The following is a 16,041-nucleotide window of genomic DNA, read 5'->3' on the forward strand; positions in this document are numbered from 1 at the left end:
CATGGCTGACCGCACCCCCTGGTCTCTGTCGGGCGCCCTCCGCGGGCTGTTCGCCAAGAAGACCATCGACGAAGACACCTGGGACGATCTCGAGACGGCGCTCATCACCGCCGACTTCGGCCCGGATGTGACCGAGGCGGTCGTCGACGACCTGCGCGCCAAGGTGGAGCGGTATCACACGACCGATCCGGCAGACCTGCAGCGGATGCTGCGCGAAACACTCGAGGAGCGCCTGTCGAAGCTCGACACCACGCTCAAGCTGAGCGACCGCCCGGCGGTCGTGCTCGTGGTCGGCGTGAACGGCGTGGGCAAGACCACGACGATCGGCAAGTTCGCGAAGTTCCTGCGCACCTACGACCGCTCGGTGGTCGTCGGAGCGGCGGACACGTTCCGCGCCGCGGCCGTCGAGCAGCTGGCGACCTGGGCCGAGCGTGCGGGTGCGGAGATCGTCAGACCGCAGCAGCAGGGTCAGGACCCGGCGTCCGTGGCGTTCCAGACGGTCGAGAAGGCGAAGCGCGACGGCACCGAGATCGTGATCATCGACACGGCCGGGCGGCTGCAGACCAAGGGCGGCCTGATGGACGAGCTGTCCAAGATCAAGCGCGTCGTCGAGAAGCAGTCCCCGATCGCCGAGGTGCTGCTCGTGCTCGACGCGACGACCGGCCAGAACGGCCTGGCGCAGGCCGAGGCCTTCCTGGAGCACGCGGGCGTGACGGGCCTGGTCCTCACCAAGCTCGACGGCTCGGCCAAGGGCGGCTTCGTGCTCGCCGTGCAGGAGCGGACGGGCATCCCGATCAAGCTGGTCGGCCAGGGCGAGGGGATCAACGACCTGACCGGTTTCACCCCGCACGTCTTCGCCCAGCAGCTGGTGGGATAGGGTCGCGCCATGGCGATCGAGCACGATTTCTTCGGCCTCATCGGCGAGACGGCGAGCGGAGGCCTCGCCTGGGACGACACCGTCGAGCTGGGCGACCAGACCGTCGAGGTCGAGCTGCTGGCCGACGACGAGAGCGGCGTGCCGGAGTTCGCGCTGGACTCCGCCGCCGCGCTCATCCAGGCGCTGGAGGGCTTCGACGCCCGAGCGCGGGATGCGCTGATCGCCGAACTGAGCTCCCGCCAGTCGGCGACGACCAGCTACATCGACGAGCACGTCGACAAGCTGGGCGACGACCTCCTCGACCTGCTGGTCTACAACTCCGGCGACATCGCCATCGACGTCCTGCGGTCGCTGCAGTTGCTCACCGTCGTCATCCAGGCCGATCGCGCCGACGAGGACGAGGTGTTCGCGACCTTCGACTACTCCATCGCGCCGGACGAGACGGACGCGGTGCTGACGGTGTCGTTCGATGTCCGCGGTGACGTCGTGAACGTCGAGACACAGTGATATAAGCCCGATCGCGTCATAAACGCGGGGAAGGCCACTCCTGAAGAAGTAGACGTACTCGTCTATGGAAAGGAGAGGCCATGGCGGCCAGACCATTCGGACCGCGGCTCGGACGACGCGGGTTCCGTGTCCCGCGCGTACTCGCCGCGATGATCGCGCTCGTGGTGGCGGCCACCGCGTGGCCGGCCGCACCTGCGGCGGCCGTCACCAACGGGACCACGACGGCGGCCGGCGCCGCCAAGCATATGGTCCTCATCGACGCCGAGGGCCTGGGGAACTGCTCGGGCACGTACATCGGCAACCGCCAGGTGATCACCGCGCGGCATTGCGTGGAGGGAGCGACCGACGCGTCGAAGCTCACCGTCTCACTGCGCAACGGCGAGACCATGGAGACCATCGAATGGCACAAGAACCCTGAGCTGGACGTCGCCATCGTCATCCTTCCACGGGTTCCGTCGGGGACCAGCTTCAACGCTGTTCTCGCCAGTGCGAATCCCCCGGTCGGAACGCAGCTCACACTCCGCGGCTACGGCAACTCCGCCGGAGGCTCCGGCTCCGGCACATTGCGCGAAGGCGGTGTGACGGTGTCCGCTCTCGCATACAACCGGGTCAGCGCCAGACGCGGCGCGAACGGAGTCTCCGCGTGCCCGGGCGACTCCGGGGGCGGGCTGTTCGCACCGTGGAACGGAGGGCCGGTGGAAATGCTCTACGCGGTCACATCGTCGGTCGAACCGCTCGACAACGCGATCTGCCCGAGCAGCCAGGTGAACGCGGTGAGCGTGGCGAACATCCGGGGCTGGATCGACCTCATCGGGGAGTACTACAACGGGCAGGGGGACTGCCGGAACGCGAGCATCATCGCGCACGCACAGGGTGCCCACTACGTGAACCTGATGATCGGGGGTGCGCCGGGATCGACCTCGTGGGGGTCGAGCGGCGGCGGTGGTCAGCGCGGAGGCTACGGCACCGCGATCGCGGTCAGCCTCCTCATCGACCGGGATCTGCCGATCACGGCCCTGGTCGGATGCCCAGGGACCAATCCGAGCGGCTACCCGCAGGCCGGGACCGGCTGGTCGAGCGGCGGCAGCGGAACCGGCTACGGCGGCGGAGCGGGTGGCGGCTCGTCGGCGCTCTGCCTGGACGGGCCGTGCACGCGGGAGAACCTGCAGAACGTCATCGCCCTGATGGGTGGAGGCGGCGGTGCCGGCGGAGGCACGTGCGCGGGCCAGAACGGCTGGCGCGGCGGCCACGGCGGACGCAACGGGGGAGAGGCCTTCACTCCGCAGGCCGGCGCGCTCGCCTTCGGCGTCTCGGGCTCCGACGCCTACGCCGGTGGCAAGGGAGGCGACCTCCACCGGCGGTCGAGCTTCACCGGACGGAGCAGCAGCGTCATCGCCGGTGGCGGTGGCGGCGGCGTCGAAGGAGGCCAGGAGGGAACGAACTACGGCGGCGGCTGCCAGTCGATGGGCGGTGGCGGCGGAGGAGCGTCGGCGACCGTCTCGCCCGCGCGCTTCACCGCGATGAGTGGATTCACCTGGGTGTCGAGTGCGAACTTCGCGTTCTCGTACAGCACGCTCCCGATCACCGGGGCCGCGGGTCGGGACTACCGCGCCATCGAGTTCCGGTCGGCGTCGGGGAAGTGCCTCTCCGTGCAGGGCGGAAGTCCGGTGGTGGGCGGCGCCGCGGAGATCGAGACGTGCGACGCGACCAAACCGTGGCAGAAGTGGGAGCGCCAGCCGGACGGCCGCATCACAGCCTTCGCCGACGGCGAGGACGGTGACGCGCTGTGCCTCACCGCCGACTCCGGAGGCATCGGCGCTCCGGTCGCGATGAGACGGTGCTCGTCCTCCTCCGGGTCGTCACAGGTCTGGACACTCAGACCCAATGGCAACATCGTGAGCACTGCCAGCGGCCGGTGTGTCGCGGTGAAGGATGCTTCGACCGTCGACGGCACCGTCGTGGTCATGGGCGACTGCAACCAACATGCCGACGAAGTATGGTCCTCGCCCGGCGCTCTCCTCTCGTCCCTCCCGATCACCCTGGAGCCGAAGAGCTCGACGGACGGCACCGCTCGCTCCCTGACGTACGCGCCTGCGCCGGCCGGATCCTCCGATTCGCGCTCGCGCGCAGTGATCTCGTCGACGACGCCGGCGATCGCAGGCGGTGTCTGGGGATGGACCCCCGTCGACGGCAGTCACGGCGGAGGCCTGTTGAAGAACGTGGCCACGGGCACCTGCCTGAGATGGGTCGGCGGAAGCGTTCAGACGGTGCTCGACGCCGGCTGCGACGGTTCCGATCAGGCGTTCCGCTGGGGTCCCACGATCCACTCCGACGGGACGATGGTCCTGCAGTCACAGGCGTACGGCGAATGTCTAGACGTCTCCTCCGGAACGAACGCCGACGGAGCACAGGTCTTGGCGTGGGGATGTCACGGGGGAGCGAATCAGGACTGGCGCGTCGTCGTCGCGACCTCGTTCGAGGCGTCGTCCGCTGTGACGTTGCAGCCGGCGAACTCCGTCACCCGCACACTGGCCTATGCGGCCGCGCCTGCCGGGTCGTCGGACACCCGCCGTCGTGCGGTCATCGCGGAAACCCTGCCGGCGCTCGCCGCCGGGCGATGGGTCTGGGTTCCCGTCGCCGGAAGCAACGGCGGCGGCCTGCTTCGCAATGTGTCGACGAACTCCTGCCTGCGCTGGACCGGGGACAACGCTCCGGCGGTCCTGGACGCCCAGTGCAACGGCGCGGACTCCGTCTTCCGCTGGGGGCCGACCCATCACGCGGACGGGACGATGATCCTGCAGTCCCAACGGGACGGGAAGTGCTTGGACGTCCGCAACCTGGAGGACGCCGAGGGGGCGGTCGTCGAATCGTGGACGTGCAACGGCGGCGCGAACCAGAACTGGCGCCCTGCCGTGGCGACACCGCACCCGATCGAGACGAAGCGGACGCTGACGTTGCAGCCCTCGCATTCGTCGACGCGCGTCCTGACCTACGCGGATGCCCCGGTCGGAGCAGTGGACAGGCGCAAGCAGGCGGTCATCTCGTCCACGTTCCCTGCGACGGCCGCTGACCTGTGGACCTGGACAGCCATCGACGGGAGCAACGGAGGCGGCGTCCTGCGGAACGCGGAGACGAACACCTGCCTGCGCTGGTACGGCGGCGACCAGCAGGCGGTCCTGGACGCCGGGTGCAACGGGGCCGACCCCACGTTCCGCTGGGCACCGACGGTGCACGTGGACGGCACGATGATCCTGCAATCCCAGCACGACGGCAGGTGCCTGGACGTGTTCGGCACCTGGGATTCGGATGGCGCGCCGGTGCTCGCCTACACGTGTACCGGCAAACCCAACCAGAACTGGACGGCGCTCGCCCGGTAGCGGGCCTGCGGGTGGGTCCTGCCGGCTCACCCGCGGGCCGTCCTCGGCGGGCCACCAGCACGGCCCGATAGAATGTCAGGATCATGGCTACTTTCGGCTCGCTGTCCGACCGTCTTGCGGACACCTTCAAGAACCTGCGCACCAAGGGCAAGCTGTCGCCGGCTGACGTCGACGGCACCGTGCGCGAGATCCGCCGCGCGCTGCTCGACGCCGACGTGGCGCTCCCCGTGGTCAAGGACTTCACCGGCAAGGTGCGGGAGCGCGCGCTCAGCGACGAGGTCAACAAGGCGCTGAACCCGGCGCAGCAGGTCGTCCAGATCGTCAACGAGGAGCTGGTCGGCATCCTCGGCGGTCAGCAGCGCCGCCTGCAGTTCGCGAAGCGTCCGCCGACCGTCATCATGCTCGCGGGCCTCCAGGGCGCCGGAAAGACGACGCTCGCCGGCAAGCTCGGCAAGTGGCTCGTGAAGGACGGCCACACGCCGCTCCTCGTGGCCGCCGACCTCCAGCGCCCCAACGCGGTCACCCAGCTCCAGATCGTCGGCGAGCAGGCGGGTGTGCCCGTGTTCGCGCCGGAGCCGGGCAACGGCGTCGGCAACCCCGTCAAGGTGGCGAAGGACGCACTGAAGTTCGCGGAGACCAAGCAGTACGACACCGTCGTCATCGACACCGCCGGCCGCCTGGGCGTCGACGCCGAGCTCATGAAGCAGGCCGCCGACATCCGCAAGGCGACCGATCCGGACGAGGTGCTGTTCGTCATCGACGCGATGATCGGTCAGGACGCGGTGGCCACGGCCAAGGCGTTCCAGGACGGCGTCGACTTCACCGGCGTCGTGCTGTCCAAGCTCGACGGCGACGCGCGCGGCGGTGCGGCCCTCTCGGTCGCCTCCGTCACCGGCCGCCCGATCATCTTCGCCTCGACGGGTGAGAACCTGGACGACTTCGAGCCGTTCCACCCCGACCGCATGGCGTCGCGCATCCTCGACCTGGGTGACATCCTGACCCTCATCGAGCAGGCCCAGGAGGCCTTCGACGAGGAGGAAGCGCGCAAGGTCGCCGAGAAGTTCGCGACCGACAGCTTCACGCTCGACGACTTCCTCAAGCAGATGCAGCAGCTGCGCAACATGGGCTCCATCAAGAAGATGATGGGCATGCTGCCGGGCGCGGGCCAGATGAAGCAGCAGCTCGACAACTTCGACGAGCGCGAGATCGTGCGCACCGAGGCCATCATCCAGTCGATGACCAAGGCGGAGCGCACCAACCCGAAGCTGCTCAACGGCTCCCGCCGCCTGCGCATCGCGAAGGGATCGGGCACCACGGTCACCGAGGTGAACCAGCTCGTGACCCGGTTCGAGCAGGCCGCCAAGATGATGAAGACCGTCGCCAAGGGCGGCGTGCCGAACGTCCCCGGCATGGGCCCCATCCCGGGCGCGTCCTACGCGGGCCGCAAGCAGGCCAAGAACAAGAAGAAGAGCGGTTCGCGCTCCGGCAACCCGGCGAAGCGCGCGGCCGAGAACGCCGCGCTGGCGGCCGGCGTCAAGCCGGGCGGCGCTGCAGCAGCGGGCGGCAGCGGCTTCGGCCTGGGCAACGCCCCCGCTCCGCAGGGCGGCCCGTCCGACGAGGAGATGGCCGCCCTCCAGAAGTTCCTCGGCCGCTAGCCCCGAGCCCAACCGCTCAGCCGCCGAGCACAGCGAAAACGTCGCCGATCCAGCCGATCGGCGACGTTTTTCCTGTGCTCGCGGGCTAGAGCGCGAGGTTGAGCGGGCGCAGCTTCGACTCGATCGTCTGCGCGACAACCTTCTGCCCGGCGGCATTCGGATGGATGCCGTCCGGCTGCAGCAGGTTCTGGTGGCCGACGAGCGGGAAGCCGATGTCCAGCCAGGTGCCGTTCACATCCCTGACGGCGTCGCCGACGATCCCGTCGACGGTGGTCATCGTCGCAGGCGGCTGATCGGAACCCCAGATGCCCGTCACCCCGATGATCGTCGCGTCGGGGAACGTCGAGCGCAGCTCGCGAAGCATCCGGTCGGCGTTGGCCGTGACTTGCGCGGGGTCCTGCTCACGGTCGTTGCGGGTCGCGGCGAGCATGATGACCTCGGGGTGGAGGCGCAGCGCCTGATCGACCTGCTGGCGGTAGGTGGTGCCGTTCCATCCGGTCTTCACGAAGCCGGAGCCGGACACGGCCAGGTCGGTGAGCCGCCAGCCGTGTTCGGCGGCGATGAGCGCGGGCCACGCCTGGCTCGGGGCGACGCCCTTGCCGAACGCGATGGAGTCCCCGATCGCAACGGCGTCGACCGTCTCAGCGGCGTCCGCGTGGCCGGCGCCGGCCGCGGGAGCGGCGACGGCCGACGAGCGGGGATCGGCGGCGAGGGGACGCGCGGTCGGCGCGGCGGCGCACCCCGCCAGGGCGAGCAGAGCGGCGGTCAGGGCCGCGGGTGCCAGGACGGCGATTCGGGTGCGCACGGGTGCGAGGCTAGACGGACCAACCTGCGAAAACGCTGTGTTCCCCTCCCGGGCGTGTCGGCGCGGTGCTAGCCGGCGCGACTCAGCGCAGTACGTACTGGGAGGCGATCCCATCCGCGATCGTGTCGGCGAGCATCCGCTGGCCTTCGACGGTGGGATGCACGTGGTCGGACAGCACCAGCTCGGGATGCCCGGTGAACGGCTGGCCCAGCTCGACCCACGAGCCACCGACGTCGAGCACCGCCTCCTTCACGGTCTTGTCGATCACTGCGATCTGCGCGGGCGGCTGATCGGAGCCCCACAGCGGGCCGACGCCGATGATCCGGGCGTGGGGGAGGGCTGTCCGGAGGCGCTGAAGAGCGGCGGTGGCGGCGGCCTTCAGCCCCTGCGTCGACGCGAAGACGTCGTTGCGCGTGCCGCCGATGAGCACGACCTGCGGTCGCAGCCGGATGACGGCGCTGACCTGGTCGTCGAATGTGTGGGTGTTGAGTCCCTTGACCGTGAAACCGGCGGCGCTCTCGGCGAAGTCGCTCAGCGTCCAGCCGAAGCGGTCGGCGACGAGGAGGGGCCAGGCGTCCTCCGCCGGGACGCCGTTTCCGATCGCGATCGAGTCGCCGATCGCCGCCGCCGTGACCGGCGCGGAGGTCGGCGTGCTCGTCGGGGTCGGGGAGGGGATGAGGGTGGGAGCGGGGGCGGCCTGCCCCGACGCGGTGCAGCCGGTGAGGGCTGTAGCGACGACGGTCGCAGCGACGAGGGTGGCGAGGCGGGCCCCGAGGGAACGTCGGTTCGTCACGCCGCTACGCTACCCGAGGCGTCTGGGTGCCCTTTCACGCGCCGAGCTTCGACTCAACCACGGCGGCGATCGCCTGCTGCCCCGGGAGGGTGGGATGCTCGCCGTCGTCCTGCACCAGTCCGGCGAGGCCCCGGTACGGCTGGCCGAGGTCGAGCCAGTCGCCGCCGACCTCCTCGACTGCCTGCTGCAGCGCGGAATCCACCGGGGCGAGGTCGTCGTCGGAGGCCGCGCCCGAGAGCGCGTTGAAGCCGACGATGCGCGCATCCGGGAGTTCGGTGTGGAGGCGGTCGACGGCTGTCTTCATCGCCTTCGAGACCTCGGCCAGGTCTTGTCCGAGGTCGTTGTCCGAGGCGCCGATGAACACCAGCTGCGCTTTCGCGGCGATCGCCGTGTCGACCTGCGCCGAGAAGTCGTTTCCGTCGGAGCCCTGGGCGACGAATCCGGCGCCGGGCACGCTGAGATTGTCGAGCCGCCACCCGCGGGTCTGCGCGACGAGCGCGGGCCACGCCTCCGACGGCTCCAGACCGAGGCCCGACTCGATCGAGTCGCCCACGATCGCCACACGCTGCGCCGACGCCGACGGCGTAGCCCCCGCGCCGACCGCATCCGCCGCGCCGCCGTTGGCGGCCGAGCAGCCCGAGAGCGCCGTCAGCGCCAGCAGGGCCGCGGTGATGGCCGTCGCTGCCGCGGCGAGGGGGCGTCGAGCGAGCATGCCCATACGGTACGCGCGGATCCTATGGATGCGCTCAGCGCGTGGATGTGCTCAGCGCGCCAGCCCGCTGCGCAGCTCGTGCGTGAGCGAGCTCACCACGGCCTGCAGGCTGCCGCCGTTCTGCTCGGCGACCGCGAGCTGGCGCTGGTAGCTGGCGCCCGTGTCCAGGATGGTGAGCACCGTGCCGAGCTCGTCCACGCAGCCCAGCCGCTCGGCCTCCGGCTGCAGGTCCTCGACCAGGTCGCGGAGGGAGTCGGACACCAGCCGCTCGCTGCCGTCCGGCGCGAGGATGATCTCCGCGTCGAGCCCGTAGCGAGCGGCGCGCCACTTGTTCTCACGCACGAACCACGGCTGCAGCGTGACAGGCTCCACGCCCTCATCCAGCTGCCCCGACATCCGGTCCGTCAGGCAGTGGATGAGCGCCGCCACGGCACCCACCTCGTCGGGCGTCGACAGGCCGTCGCAGGCCCGCATCTCGACCGTGCCCCACTTCGGCGACGGGCGGATGTCCCAGCGGACCTCGGAGTGGTCCTCCACGACGCCGGTCGTCACGAGGTCCTGCACGTACTCCTCGTAGTTCGCCCAGGTGCCGAACTGCCACGGCAGGCCCGCCGTCGGCAGCTGCTGGAACATCAGCGCGCGGTTGGACGCGTATCCCGTGCGGGCGCCGGCCCAGAAGGGGCTCGACGCGCTGAGCGCCTGGAGGTGCGGGTAGTAGGTGAGCAGCCCGTTGACGATCGGGAGCGCCTTGTCGACCGAGTCGATCCCGACGTGCACGTGCACGCCCCAGATCATCATCTGCCGCCCCCACCACTGCGTGCGGTCGAGCAGCCGGTCGTAGCGCTCGTTCGGCGTCACCTTCTGGTCGAACCACTGGGCGAAGGGATGCGTCCCCGCGCACATGAGTTCGACGCCGAGCGGGTCGGTCACCTCGCGGACGAGGCCGATCAGCTCCTGAAGGTCGGTGATCGCGGCGGGGACCGTCTTGTGCACCCGGCTGACCAGTTCGACGGTGTTCAGCAGCAGCTCGTGGGTGATCTGCGGGTGCTCACGGCCGTCCGGCGTCCCCAGCTCCCGAAGCACCTCGTCGGCGATGTGGACGAGGTCGCCGGTGGAGCCGTCCACCAGCGCCAGCTCCCACTCGATGCCGACGGTGGAGCGCTCGGACTCCGAGAATTCGATCTGCATGCGGTCGTCCCGTCCATCCGATTGTTCAAAGGGGCGCAATGTCTGACAGAATAGCTAGTTGAGTTCGACGTGCCCGACCCTCTATCCGGCCCGTGGGACGAACATTAGACCTCCTGCCGCGTGTGCCCCCACGCCCCCGGCAGTCAGTTCGACACAACTCATCCACTCATACAGGAGAACCGTGGCTGTCAAAATCCGTCTGAAGCGCCTGGGCAAGATCCGCGCTCCGTACTACCGCATCGTCGTCGCCGACTCGCGCACCAAGCGCGACGGTCGTGTCATCGAGGAGATCGGTCTGTACCACCCGACCGAGGAGCCCTCGCGCATCGAGGTCGACTCCGACCGCGCGCAGTACTGGCTGAGCGTCGGCGCCCAGCCGACCGAGCAGGTCACCGCGCTGCTGAAGCTCACCGGCGACTGGGGCAAGTTCAAGGGCGACAAGAACGCCGTCTCGACCGTGAAGACCGCTGACGAGAAGGTCGCGTTCGTCGCCGACGAGAAGAAGAAGCCGGTCCTGAAGCCGAAGGCCGACAAGCCGTCCGCCGCCGAGGCCGAGGCCGTCGTCGAGGCCGAGGTCGAGCGCGAGGAGGCCGACGAGGCCAACGTCGTCGCCGAGGCCGAGGCCATCGCGGACGACGCGTCGGACGAGAAGGCCTGACGTCTTGCTCGCACCCGCGCTCACGCACCTGGTCAAGGGGATCGTCGATCACCCTGACGACGTCCACGTCGTGGCCAAGAGCTCCCCGCGTGGCGAGGTCCTCGAGATTCGCGTGAATCCCGAGGACCTCGGCCGGGTGATCGGCCGCTCCGGCCGCACGGCCAAGGCGCTCCGCACCCTCGTGACCGCGTTGGCCGACGGCCGGCGCGTCCGTGTCGACGTCGTCGACGACTGAGGTGGCGGACCACAAACTGCCTCGCAAGGAGGTCGCTCCCCGGCCCGGTCAGACCGAGCTGCGCGTGGGGCGTCTCACGAAGGCGCACGGCCTCAAGGGCGCGATCAAGATCGAGCTCTACACGGACGAGCCCGAGAAGCGGTTCGTGCCCGGCGCGGTGTTCACCCTGCAGGTGCCCACCGCGTCCAAGTGGCACGGGAAGACCCTCGAGCTGTCCGAGCTGCGCTGGTACAACGGCCACCCGGTCGGGTTCTTCGTGGGCGTCGACGACCGCACGGAGGCCGAGACGCTGGTCAAGGCGATCCTCTGGGTCAGCCAGGACGAGAAGCAGCTGCCGGACGAGGAGGACGCCTGGTACGACCACCAGCTGGTCGGGCTGGACGCGCTCCGCGACGGCGTCAAAGTAGGCCGCGTCGCGCGCGTCGACCATCTGCCGGCGCAAGACCTTCTGGCCATCGCGACGGCGGACGGCGAGGTGCTGGTGCCGTTCGTCAAGGCGATCGTGCCGGAGGTCGACATGACTGCAGGCACGGTGACGCTGACGCCGCCGGCGGGCCTCTTCGAGGATCTGCCGGACGACGAGCCGGAGCCGGACTCGGCTCCTGAGCCGTCGCCGGACAACGCTCCAGGCGAGGGCGAGAACGAGGACTGACAAGAGGGCGACCCACGGGTCGCCCTCTTCGTCGTTCAGCCGACGATCGCGAGTCCGCGCCCGCGCAGTGCACGCGCATCTGCATCCAGAGCGGCGAGCAGCCTCTCGTGGGTGCCGACGATGTGGGCGTGGATGCGCTCTGCGGCGGCGTCCGCCTGCCGGTCGGCGATGAGCTGCACGATCTCGCGGTGCTCCTGCCACGCCTCCTCGCTGCGCGCGACCAGCCAGCGCGAACGCGCCAGCCGCGTCATGGCGGAGTCCACCGTGTCAGCAAAGAAGTGGTTGCCCGAGAGCGCCGCGAGGCGGACATGGAAATGCGTCCCCGCTCGCACGGCCTCGTCGGCCGGGACGCTCGTGTCGAACTCGTCCAGGTGTGCGGCGAGGGACGCGATGTCCGCGTCGGACGCCCGCGCGCAGCTGAGCCGCGCGGCGGCGGTCTCCACCGCGTCCCGCAGCTCGCTGAGGCGCGCGATCTCGCCGAGGTCGATGGGAGAGACCTGCCAGGCGCGGCCGTCGCGCGCGACAAGTCCCTCCGCCTCCAGCCGCATCAGCGCGGCGCGGAGCGGGGTGCGGGACGCGCCCAGCTCGGCCTCGAGACCGCGCTCGGTGAGGCGCGACCCGGGCACCCGGTCGAGGTCGAGGATCTGCGAACGCAGGCGGTCGTACGCGGTGGGGTCGGCCATGATCCTCCTTTGGTATACCGGCCTGGTATACCGCTAGGGTATACCCATGAACCGCCGGACCGAACGCCGTCCCCGCCCGTTGCTGATGCTCGCGTTCGGCGTGCTCGCCCAGGCGAGCTCGACGGTGTTCGTCTCGACGCCGGCGTTCCTCATCCCGCTGCTGCACACCGAGCGCGGGCTGAGCCTGGCGCAGGCCGGCCTGCTGGCGTCGGCGCCGACCCTCGGGCTCGTGCTGACTCTGATCGCCTGGGGCGCGCTGAGCGACCGTATCGGGGAGCGCTGGGTCATCGCCTCCGGGCTGGCGATCACCGCCCTCGCCGCCGTCGCCGCGATGTTCGTGGACTCGTACGTCGCGCTGGGCGCACTGTTCCTGGTCGGCGGGATGGCGTCGGCCAGTCCCAATGCGGCCAGCGGTCGCGTCGTGATCGGCTGGTTCCCGAAGGAGCGGCGCGGGCTCGCCATGGGCATCCGGCAGATGTGCCAACCGCTCGGTGTCGCGATCGCGGCGGTGAGCGTCCCGCTCCTGGCGGCGTCGGGCGGGATCGCCGCCGCACTGGTGGTCCCCGCGGTGCTGTGCGGCGTGTCCGCGATCCTGTGCGCGATCGGGATCGTCGACCCGCCGCGTCCGCCGCGGCGCGCCGCAGACGGCGAGGACGCGCATCCCCAAGCCGTGTGGCGTCCGTACCGCGAGACGTCGCTGCTCTGGCGCATCCACGGTGTGTCGATGCTGCTGGTCGTGCCGCAGTTCACCGTGTCGACCTTCGGGCTGGTCTGGCTGGTGTCGCAACTCCACTTCTCGTCGCTCGCGGCCGGCATCGTGATCGGCGTCAGCCAGTTCGCGGGGGCGATCGGACGCATCGGGATCGGCGTCCTCAGCGACCGCGTCGGCAGCCACCTGCGGCCGCTGCGCTGGGTGTCGCTGTGCGCCGTCGTCGTGATGCTGCTGATGGCGGCGGCATCCGCCCTGGGCTCTGTCGCGGCGGCGGTCATCCTGATCGTCGCGGCCATCGTCACGGTGGCCGACAACGGGCTCGCCTACACCTCGGTCGCCGAGATCGCCGGTCCGTTCTGGTCCGGGCGCGCGCTCGGGGCGCAGAACACCGGGCAGTTCCTGGCGGCGTCGGTCGTGGGTCCCGCTGTTGGCGCGCTGATCGGCTGGGTCGGGTACCCGGTCGCCTTCGCCCTCGTCGCGGTCTGCCCGGCCGTCGCGACCCCGCTCGTGCCCCGGGATCGGGAGCTCGCGGTCGTGCCCGCCTAGACTCTCATTCCATGCGCATCGACATCGTCACGATCTTCCCGACCTTCTTCGATGTGCTCGACATCTCCCTGCTCGGCAAGGCCCGGCAGTCCGGGCTGATCGAGCTGGGCGTGCACGACCTGCGCGATTTCACGCACGACCGGCACCGCACCGTCGACGACACACCGTACGGCGGTGGAGCCGGGATGGTGATGAAGCCGGAGCCGTGGGGCGAAGCGCTCGACGGCATCCTGGACGGCGGGTCCGACCCGGTGGTGATCTTCCCGTCGCCGGCGGGCGAGGTGTTCACGCAGGCGACCGCGCGCGAGCTCGCGCAGGAGCAGCACCTGGTGTTCGGCTGCGGACGTTACGAGGGGATCGACCAGCGTGTGTTCGACGAGACGGCGTCCCGGGCGCGCGTGCGTCTGATGAGCATCGGCGACTATGTCCTCAATGGGGGAGAAGTGGCCACGATGGCGATGATCGAAGCCGTCGGCCGCCTCATCCCGGGCGTGGTCGGCAACCCCGAGAGCCTGGTGCAGGAGTCGCACGAGGACGGGCTGCTCGAGTACCCGAGCTACACCAAGCCGGCGGTCTGGCGCGGCCGCGAGGTGCCGCCGGTGCTCCTCTCGGGCAACCACGGCGCCGTCGACGCCTGGCGCCACGAGCAGCAGCTCGCCCGCACGCGCGCCGTGCGCCCCGACCTGCTGCCCTAGGGGGCCGTGAGGACGAGCGGGCCGTTGTCGGTGATGGCGACGGTGTGCTCGGAGTGGGCGCCGCGCGAGCCGTCCGCGCTGCGCAGCGTCCAGCCGTCGCGGTCGGTGTAGATCTCGTCCGTGGTCTCGAGGAACCACGGTTCGATCGCGATGACCAGACCCGGGCGCAGGGGGTAGCCGCGGCCGGCGCGCCCATCGTTGGAGATGTGCGGGTCGCCGTGCATCGTCCGTCCGACGCCGTGGCCGCCGAACTGCGTGTTGATCGAGTACCCCTCGGCGTGCGCGACCGCGGCGATCGCGGCCGAAATGTCGCCGATCCGGCCGCCAGGCTGCGCCGCCTGGATGCCCGCGGCCAGCGCCCGCCGGGTCGTGTCGATGAGGCGGAGATCTTCGTTGCGCGGCGTGCCGACCACGAGGCTGACGGCCGAGTCGGCGACCCAGCCGTCGACGGAGGCGGCGAAGTCGAGGGTCAGGAGGTCGCCATCCTGAAGCCGGTAGTCGTGCGGGAGCCCGTGCAGCACCGCGTCGTTGACAGAGGTGCAGATCACCTTCCCGAACGGGCTCGCGCCGAACGAGGGGTGGTAGTCGATGTAGCAGGATTCGGCGCCGCGACGGCGGATGAGATCGTGCGCGAGCGCATCCAGCTCCAGCAGGTTCACGCCCACGCGGGCCGCGGCCGCGGTCTCGGCGAGCACGTCGGCCACGAAGCGGCCGGCCGGGCGCATCTGCTCGATCTCGGCCGGGGTCCTCAGCTCGATCACACGGTCTCCTCTCGACGTACGGCTCCAGTCTCGCAGGTGCGCGCGGCAAACCCGCAGCCGCAGCACAGCCGCCCGTGAGTACGCTGGTGTCGTGTTCATCCGCAAGGCGTTCTACTGGTGGCTCTTTCCGGCTGCCGTGGTCCTGCCCGCCTGGCTGCTGATCGGCTGGGCGGCGTTCAACCAGGGGAGCGGATGGTCGTTCCTCGGGCTGCTGGTGCTCTGCCCCATCCTCTTCGTCGCCATGCTCGTCGCGAGCGGCATCGTCATGGCTCGTCGCAGCGTGCGCGAGCGACGTGCCGTGTCGTGGTGGGATGTGCTGCTGTTCGGCCTCTGGCACCTGACGATCATCGGCTTCGGCTTCTTCGTGCCCGGCGCGACCGGCTGGTTCGCGGTGCTCGGCATCATGCTGTTCGTCGCCACCTTCTGGGTCGCGGTCTGGGAGCTGCTGCGGGAGACACGCATGCGCGTGCAGGCGACTTTCGCCGCTTACGAGCGAGCCGCGCGGCCGCAGGTGCCGGCGGAGCCCGTCGTGACGGTCGACGACGGCGAGTACATCGTGATCGAGGAGCGGCGCGACGTGCGGTGACCGGGGCGGGTCGCCCATCCATCCGCTTTGGTGAATCGGCCCCTCGCATGGCAGAATTGACCCTTGTGCCGCGGCCAGGCTCTGCCACGGGGGAGCCAGCACTTCTCGCGGACACACCACAATCGAACCCAGACGGCCGATCCTCGCTGTGAGGCGGCCCCGAGTCCGTTCCCGACCGGTGGCGGGTACAGAGAGCGAACAGCCATGCACATCCTCGACCAGGTGGACGCCGCGTCCCTCAAGCAGGACATCCCCGCGTTCCGCGCCGGCGACACCGTCAAGGTGCACGTGAACATCATCGAGGGCAACCGCTCTCGTATCCAGGTCTTCCAGGGCGTCGTCATCGGCCGCTCCGGCGAGGGCGTCCGCGAGACCTTCACGGTCCGCAAGGTCTCCTTCCAGGTCGGCGTCGAGCGCACGTTCCCGGTCCACTCGCCGGTCATCGACCACATCGAGGTCGTCACCCGCGGTGACGTCCGCCGCGCGAAGCTGTACTACCTGCGCGAGCTCCGCGGCAAGAAGGCGAAGATCAAGGAGAAGCGCGAGAACTGATCTCGCCCGCTCCTCTTCCAGAGCATCACGAGCCCCCGATCCTGACA

17 protein-coding genes are annotated in these 16,041 nt (G+C 70.1%); 11 read left to right on the forward strand and 6 right to left on the reverse strand.

All coding sequences use genetic code 11. The annotated features are described in order from the left end of the window. Position 1: 1 nt before the first annotated feature. The 4 genes from ftsY (at position 2) to ffh (ending at position 6,416) form a co-directional block, all read left to right on the forward strand. Entirely contained in the window at positions 2-877 is an 876-nt protein-coding gene (ftsY, locus tag ACRAWB_RS04480) for a signal recognition particle-docking protein FtsY (RefSeq protein WP_431352239.1), read from the forward strand. A gap of 9 nt (positions 878-886) precedes the next feature. Next, on the forward strand, positions 887-1,384 hold the full coding sequence (locus tag ACRAWB_RS04485) for a DUF2004 domain-containing protein (RefSeq protein WP_431352240.1): 498 nt from the start codon (positions 887-889) through the stop codon (positions 1,382-1,384). 80 nt (positions 1,385-1,464) lie between these two features. Next, positions 1,465-4,761, forward strand: coding sequence for a ricin-type beta-trefoil lectin domain protein (locus ACRAWB_RS04490; protein ID WP_431352241.1), 3,297 nt, complete (start codon positions 1,465-1,467; stop codon positions 4,759-4,761). An 83-nt stretch (positions 4,762-4,844) separates the two neighbouring features. Beyond that, the gene (gene ffh, locus ACRAWB_RS04495; RefSeq protein WP_431352242.1) at positions 4,845-6,416 is read left to right on the forward strand and encodes a signal recognition particle protein; all 1,572 of its coding nucleotides are present in this window, start codon (positions 4,845-4,847) and stop codon (positions 6,414-6,416) included. A gap of 85 nt (positions 6,417-6,501) precedes the next feature. Here the strand turns inward: ffh and ACRAWB_RS04500 are convergent, their stop codons facing one another. From ACRAWB_RS04500 to ACRAWB_RS04515, 4 genes are all read right to left on the reverse strand, one after another. Beyond that, positions 6,502-7,221, reverse strand: a complete 720-nt coding sequence (locus tag ACRAWB_RS04500) for an SGNH/GDSL hydrolase family protein (protein WP_431352243.1) — start codon at positions 7,219-7,221, stop codon at positions 6,502-6,504. Between the two features lie 82 nt (positions 7,222-7,303). After that, positions 7,304-8,014 carry an SGNH/GDSL hydrolase family protein gene (locus ACRAWB_RS04505; protein WP_431352244.1) on the reverse strand — a complete coding sequence of 237 codons (711 nt, stop codon included), beginning with the start codon at positions 8,012-8,014 and terminating at the stop codon, positions 7,304-7,306. 34 nt (positions 8,015-8,048) lie between these two features. Beyond that, positions 8,049-8,726 carry an SGNH/GDSL hydrolase family protein gene (locus tag ACRAWB_RS04510; protein ID WP_431352245.1) on the reverse strand — a complete coding sequence of 226 codons (678 nt, stop codon included), beginning with the start codon at positions 8,724-8,726 and terminating at the stop codon, positions 8,049-8,051. A 51-nt stretch (positions 8,727-8,777) separates the two neighbouring features. Then, positions 8,778-9,914 carry a glutamate--cysteine ligase gene (locus ACRAWB_RS04515; protein WP_431352246.1) on the reverse strand — a complete coding sequence of 379 codons (1,137 nt, stop codon included), beginning with the start codon at positions 9,912-9,914 and terminating at the stop codon, positions 8,778-8,780. 181 nt (positions 9,915-10,095) lie between these two features. Here ACRAWB_RS04515 and rpsP point away from each other — a divergent pair, with 181 nt between their 5' ends. From rpsP to rimM, 3 genes are read left to right on the forward strand one after another with little or no spacing between them, the layout of a single operon-like run. Further along, positions 10,096-10,572 (forward strand): 30S ribosomal protein S16, encoded by a 477-nt coding sequence (gene rpsP, locus ACRAWB_RS04520; RefSeq protein WP_431352247.1) that lies wholly within the window; start codon positions 10,096-10,098, stop codon positions 10,570-10,572. 4 nt (positions 10,573-10,576) lie between these two features. Further along, on the forward strand, positions 10,577-10,807 hold the full coding sequence (locus tag ACRAWB_RS04525; protein ID WP_115694959.1) for an RNA-binding protein: 231 nt from the start codon (positions 10,577-10,579) through the stop codon (positions 10,805-10,807). A gap of 1 nt (position 10,808) precedes the next feature. Further along, positions 10,809-11,459 (forward strand): ribosome maturation factor RimM, encoded by a 651-nt coding sequence (gene rimM, locus ACRAWB_RS04530; protein WP_431352248.1) that lies wholly within the window; start codon positions 10,809-10,811, stop codon positions 11,457-11,459. 35 nt (positions 11,460-11,494) lie between these two features. Here the strand turns inward: rimM and ACRAWB_RS04535 are convergent, their stop codons facing one another. Further along, on the reverse strand, positions 11,495-12,142 hold the full coding sequence (locus tag ACRAWB_RS04535) for a GntR family transcriptional regulator (RefSeq protein WP_431352249.1): 648 nt from the start codon (positions 12,140-12,142) through the stop codon (positions 11,495-11,497). 46 nt (positions 12,143-12,188) lie between these two features. Between ACRAWB_RS04535 and ACRAWB_RS04540 the strand changes: the two genes are divergently transcribed. Together ACRAWB_RS04540 and trmD are read left to right on the forward strand one after the other, a co-directional pair. Beyond that, positions 12,189-13,400 (forward strand): MFS transporter, encoded by a 1,212-nt coding sequence (locus ACRAWB_RS04540; protein WP_431352250.1) that lies wholly within the window; start codon positions 12,189-12,191, stop codon positions 13,398-13,400. Between the two features lie 11 nt (positions 13,401-13,411). Next, a complete protein-coding gene (trmD, locus tag ACRAWB_RS04545) occupies positions 13,412-14,095 on the forward strand; it encodes a tRNA (guanosine(37)-N1)-methyltransferase TrmD (RefSeq protein WP_431352251.1) in 684 nt (227 codons plus the stop codon). Here trmD and map read toward each other — a convergent pair. Next, positions 14,092-14,856, reverse strand: a complete 765-nt coding sequence (map, locus tag ACRAWB_RS04550; RefSeq protein WP_431352252.1) for a type I methionyl aminopeptidase — start codon at positions 14,854-14,856, stop codon at positions 14,092-14,094. The two genes, trmD and map, sit on opposite strands and share 4 nt — an antisense overlap. Before the next feature lie 91 nt (positions 14,857-14,947). Between map and ACRAWB_RS04555 the strand changes: the two genes are divergently transcribed. Then, positions 14,948-15,442 (forward strand): hypothetical protein, encoded by a 495-nt coding sequence (locus tag ACRAWB_RS04555; RefSeq protein WP_431352253.1) that lies wholly within the window; start codon positions 14,948-14,950, stop codon positions 15,440-15,442. Between the two features lie 204 nt (positions 15,443-15,646). Beyond that, complete coding sequence (gene rplS, locus ACRAWB_RS04560; RefSeq protein ID WP_064108758.1) at positions 15,647-15,994, forward strand: 50S ribosomal protein L19; 348 nt, start codon at positions 15,647-15,649, stop codon at positions 15,992-15,994. The last annotated feature ends 47 nt before the right edge of the window (positions 15,995-16,041 follow it).

Source organism: Leifsonia poae (assembly GCF_050632865.1).
Classification (GTDB): Bacteria; Actinomycetota; Actinomycetes; order Actinomycetales; family Microbacteriaceae; genus Leifsonia; species Leifsonia poae_B.

Excerpts from the sequence above, each read along its gene's own strand:
- ftsY (WP_431352239.1), top strand. The coding sequence starts at position 2 with ATGGCTGACCGCACCCCCTGGTCTCTGTCGGGCGCCCTCCGCGGGCTG.
- ACRAWB_RS04485 (WP_431352240.1), top strand. The coding sequence starts at position 887 with ATGGCGATCGAGCACGATTTCTTCGGCCTCATCGGCGAGACGGCGAGC.
- ACRAWB_RS04490 (WP_431352241.1), top strand. The coding sequence starts at position 1,465 with ATGGCGGCCAGACCATTCGGACCGCGGCTCGGACGACGCGGGTTCCGT.
- ffh (WP_431352242.1), top strand. The coding sequence starts at position 4,845 with ATGGCTACTTTCGGCTCGCTGTCCGACCGTCTTGCGGACACCTTCAAG.
- ACRAWB_RS04510 (WP_431352245.1), bottom strand. The coding sequence starts at position 8,726 with ATGCTCGCTCGACGCCCCCTCGCCGCGGCAGCGACGGCCATCACCGCG.
- ACRAWB_RS04515 (WP_431352246.1), bottom strand. The coding sequence starts at position 9,914 with ATGCAGATCGAATTCTCGGAGTCCGAGCGCTCCACCGTCGGCATCGAG.
- ACRAWB_RS04535 (WP_431352249.1), bottom strand. The coding sequence starts at position 12,142 with ATGGCCGACCCCACCGCGTACGACCGCCTGCGTTCGCAGATCCTCGAC.
- ACRAWB_RS04540 (WP_431352250.1), top strand. The coding sequence starts at position 12,189 with ATGAACCGCCGGACCGAACGCCGTCCCCGCCCGTTGCTGATGCTCGCG.
- trmD (WP_431352251.1), top strand. The coding sequence starts at position 13,412 with ATGCGCATCGACATCGTCACGATCTTCCCGACCTTCTTCGATGTGCTC.
- rplS (WP_064108758.1), top strand. The coding sequence starts at position 15,647 with ATGCACATCCTCGACCAGGTGGACGCCGCGTCCCTCAAGCAGGACATC.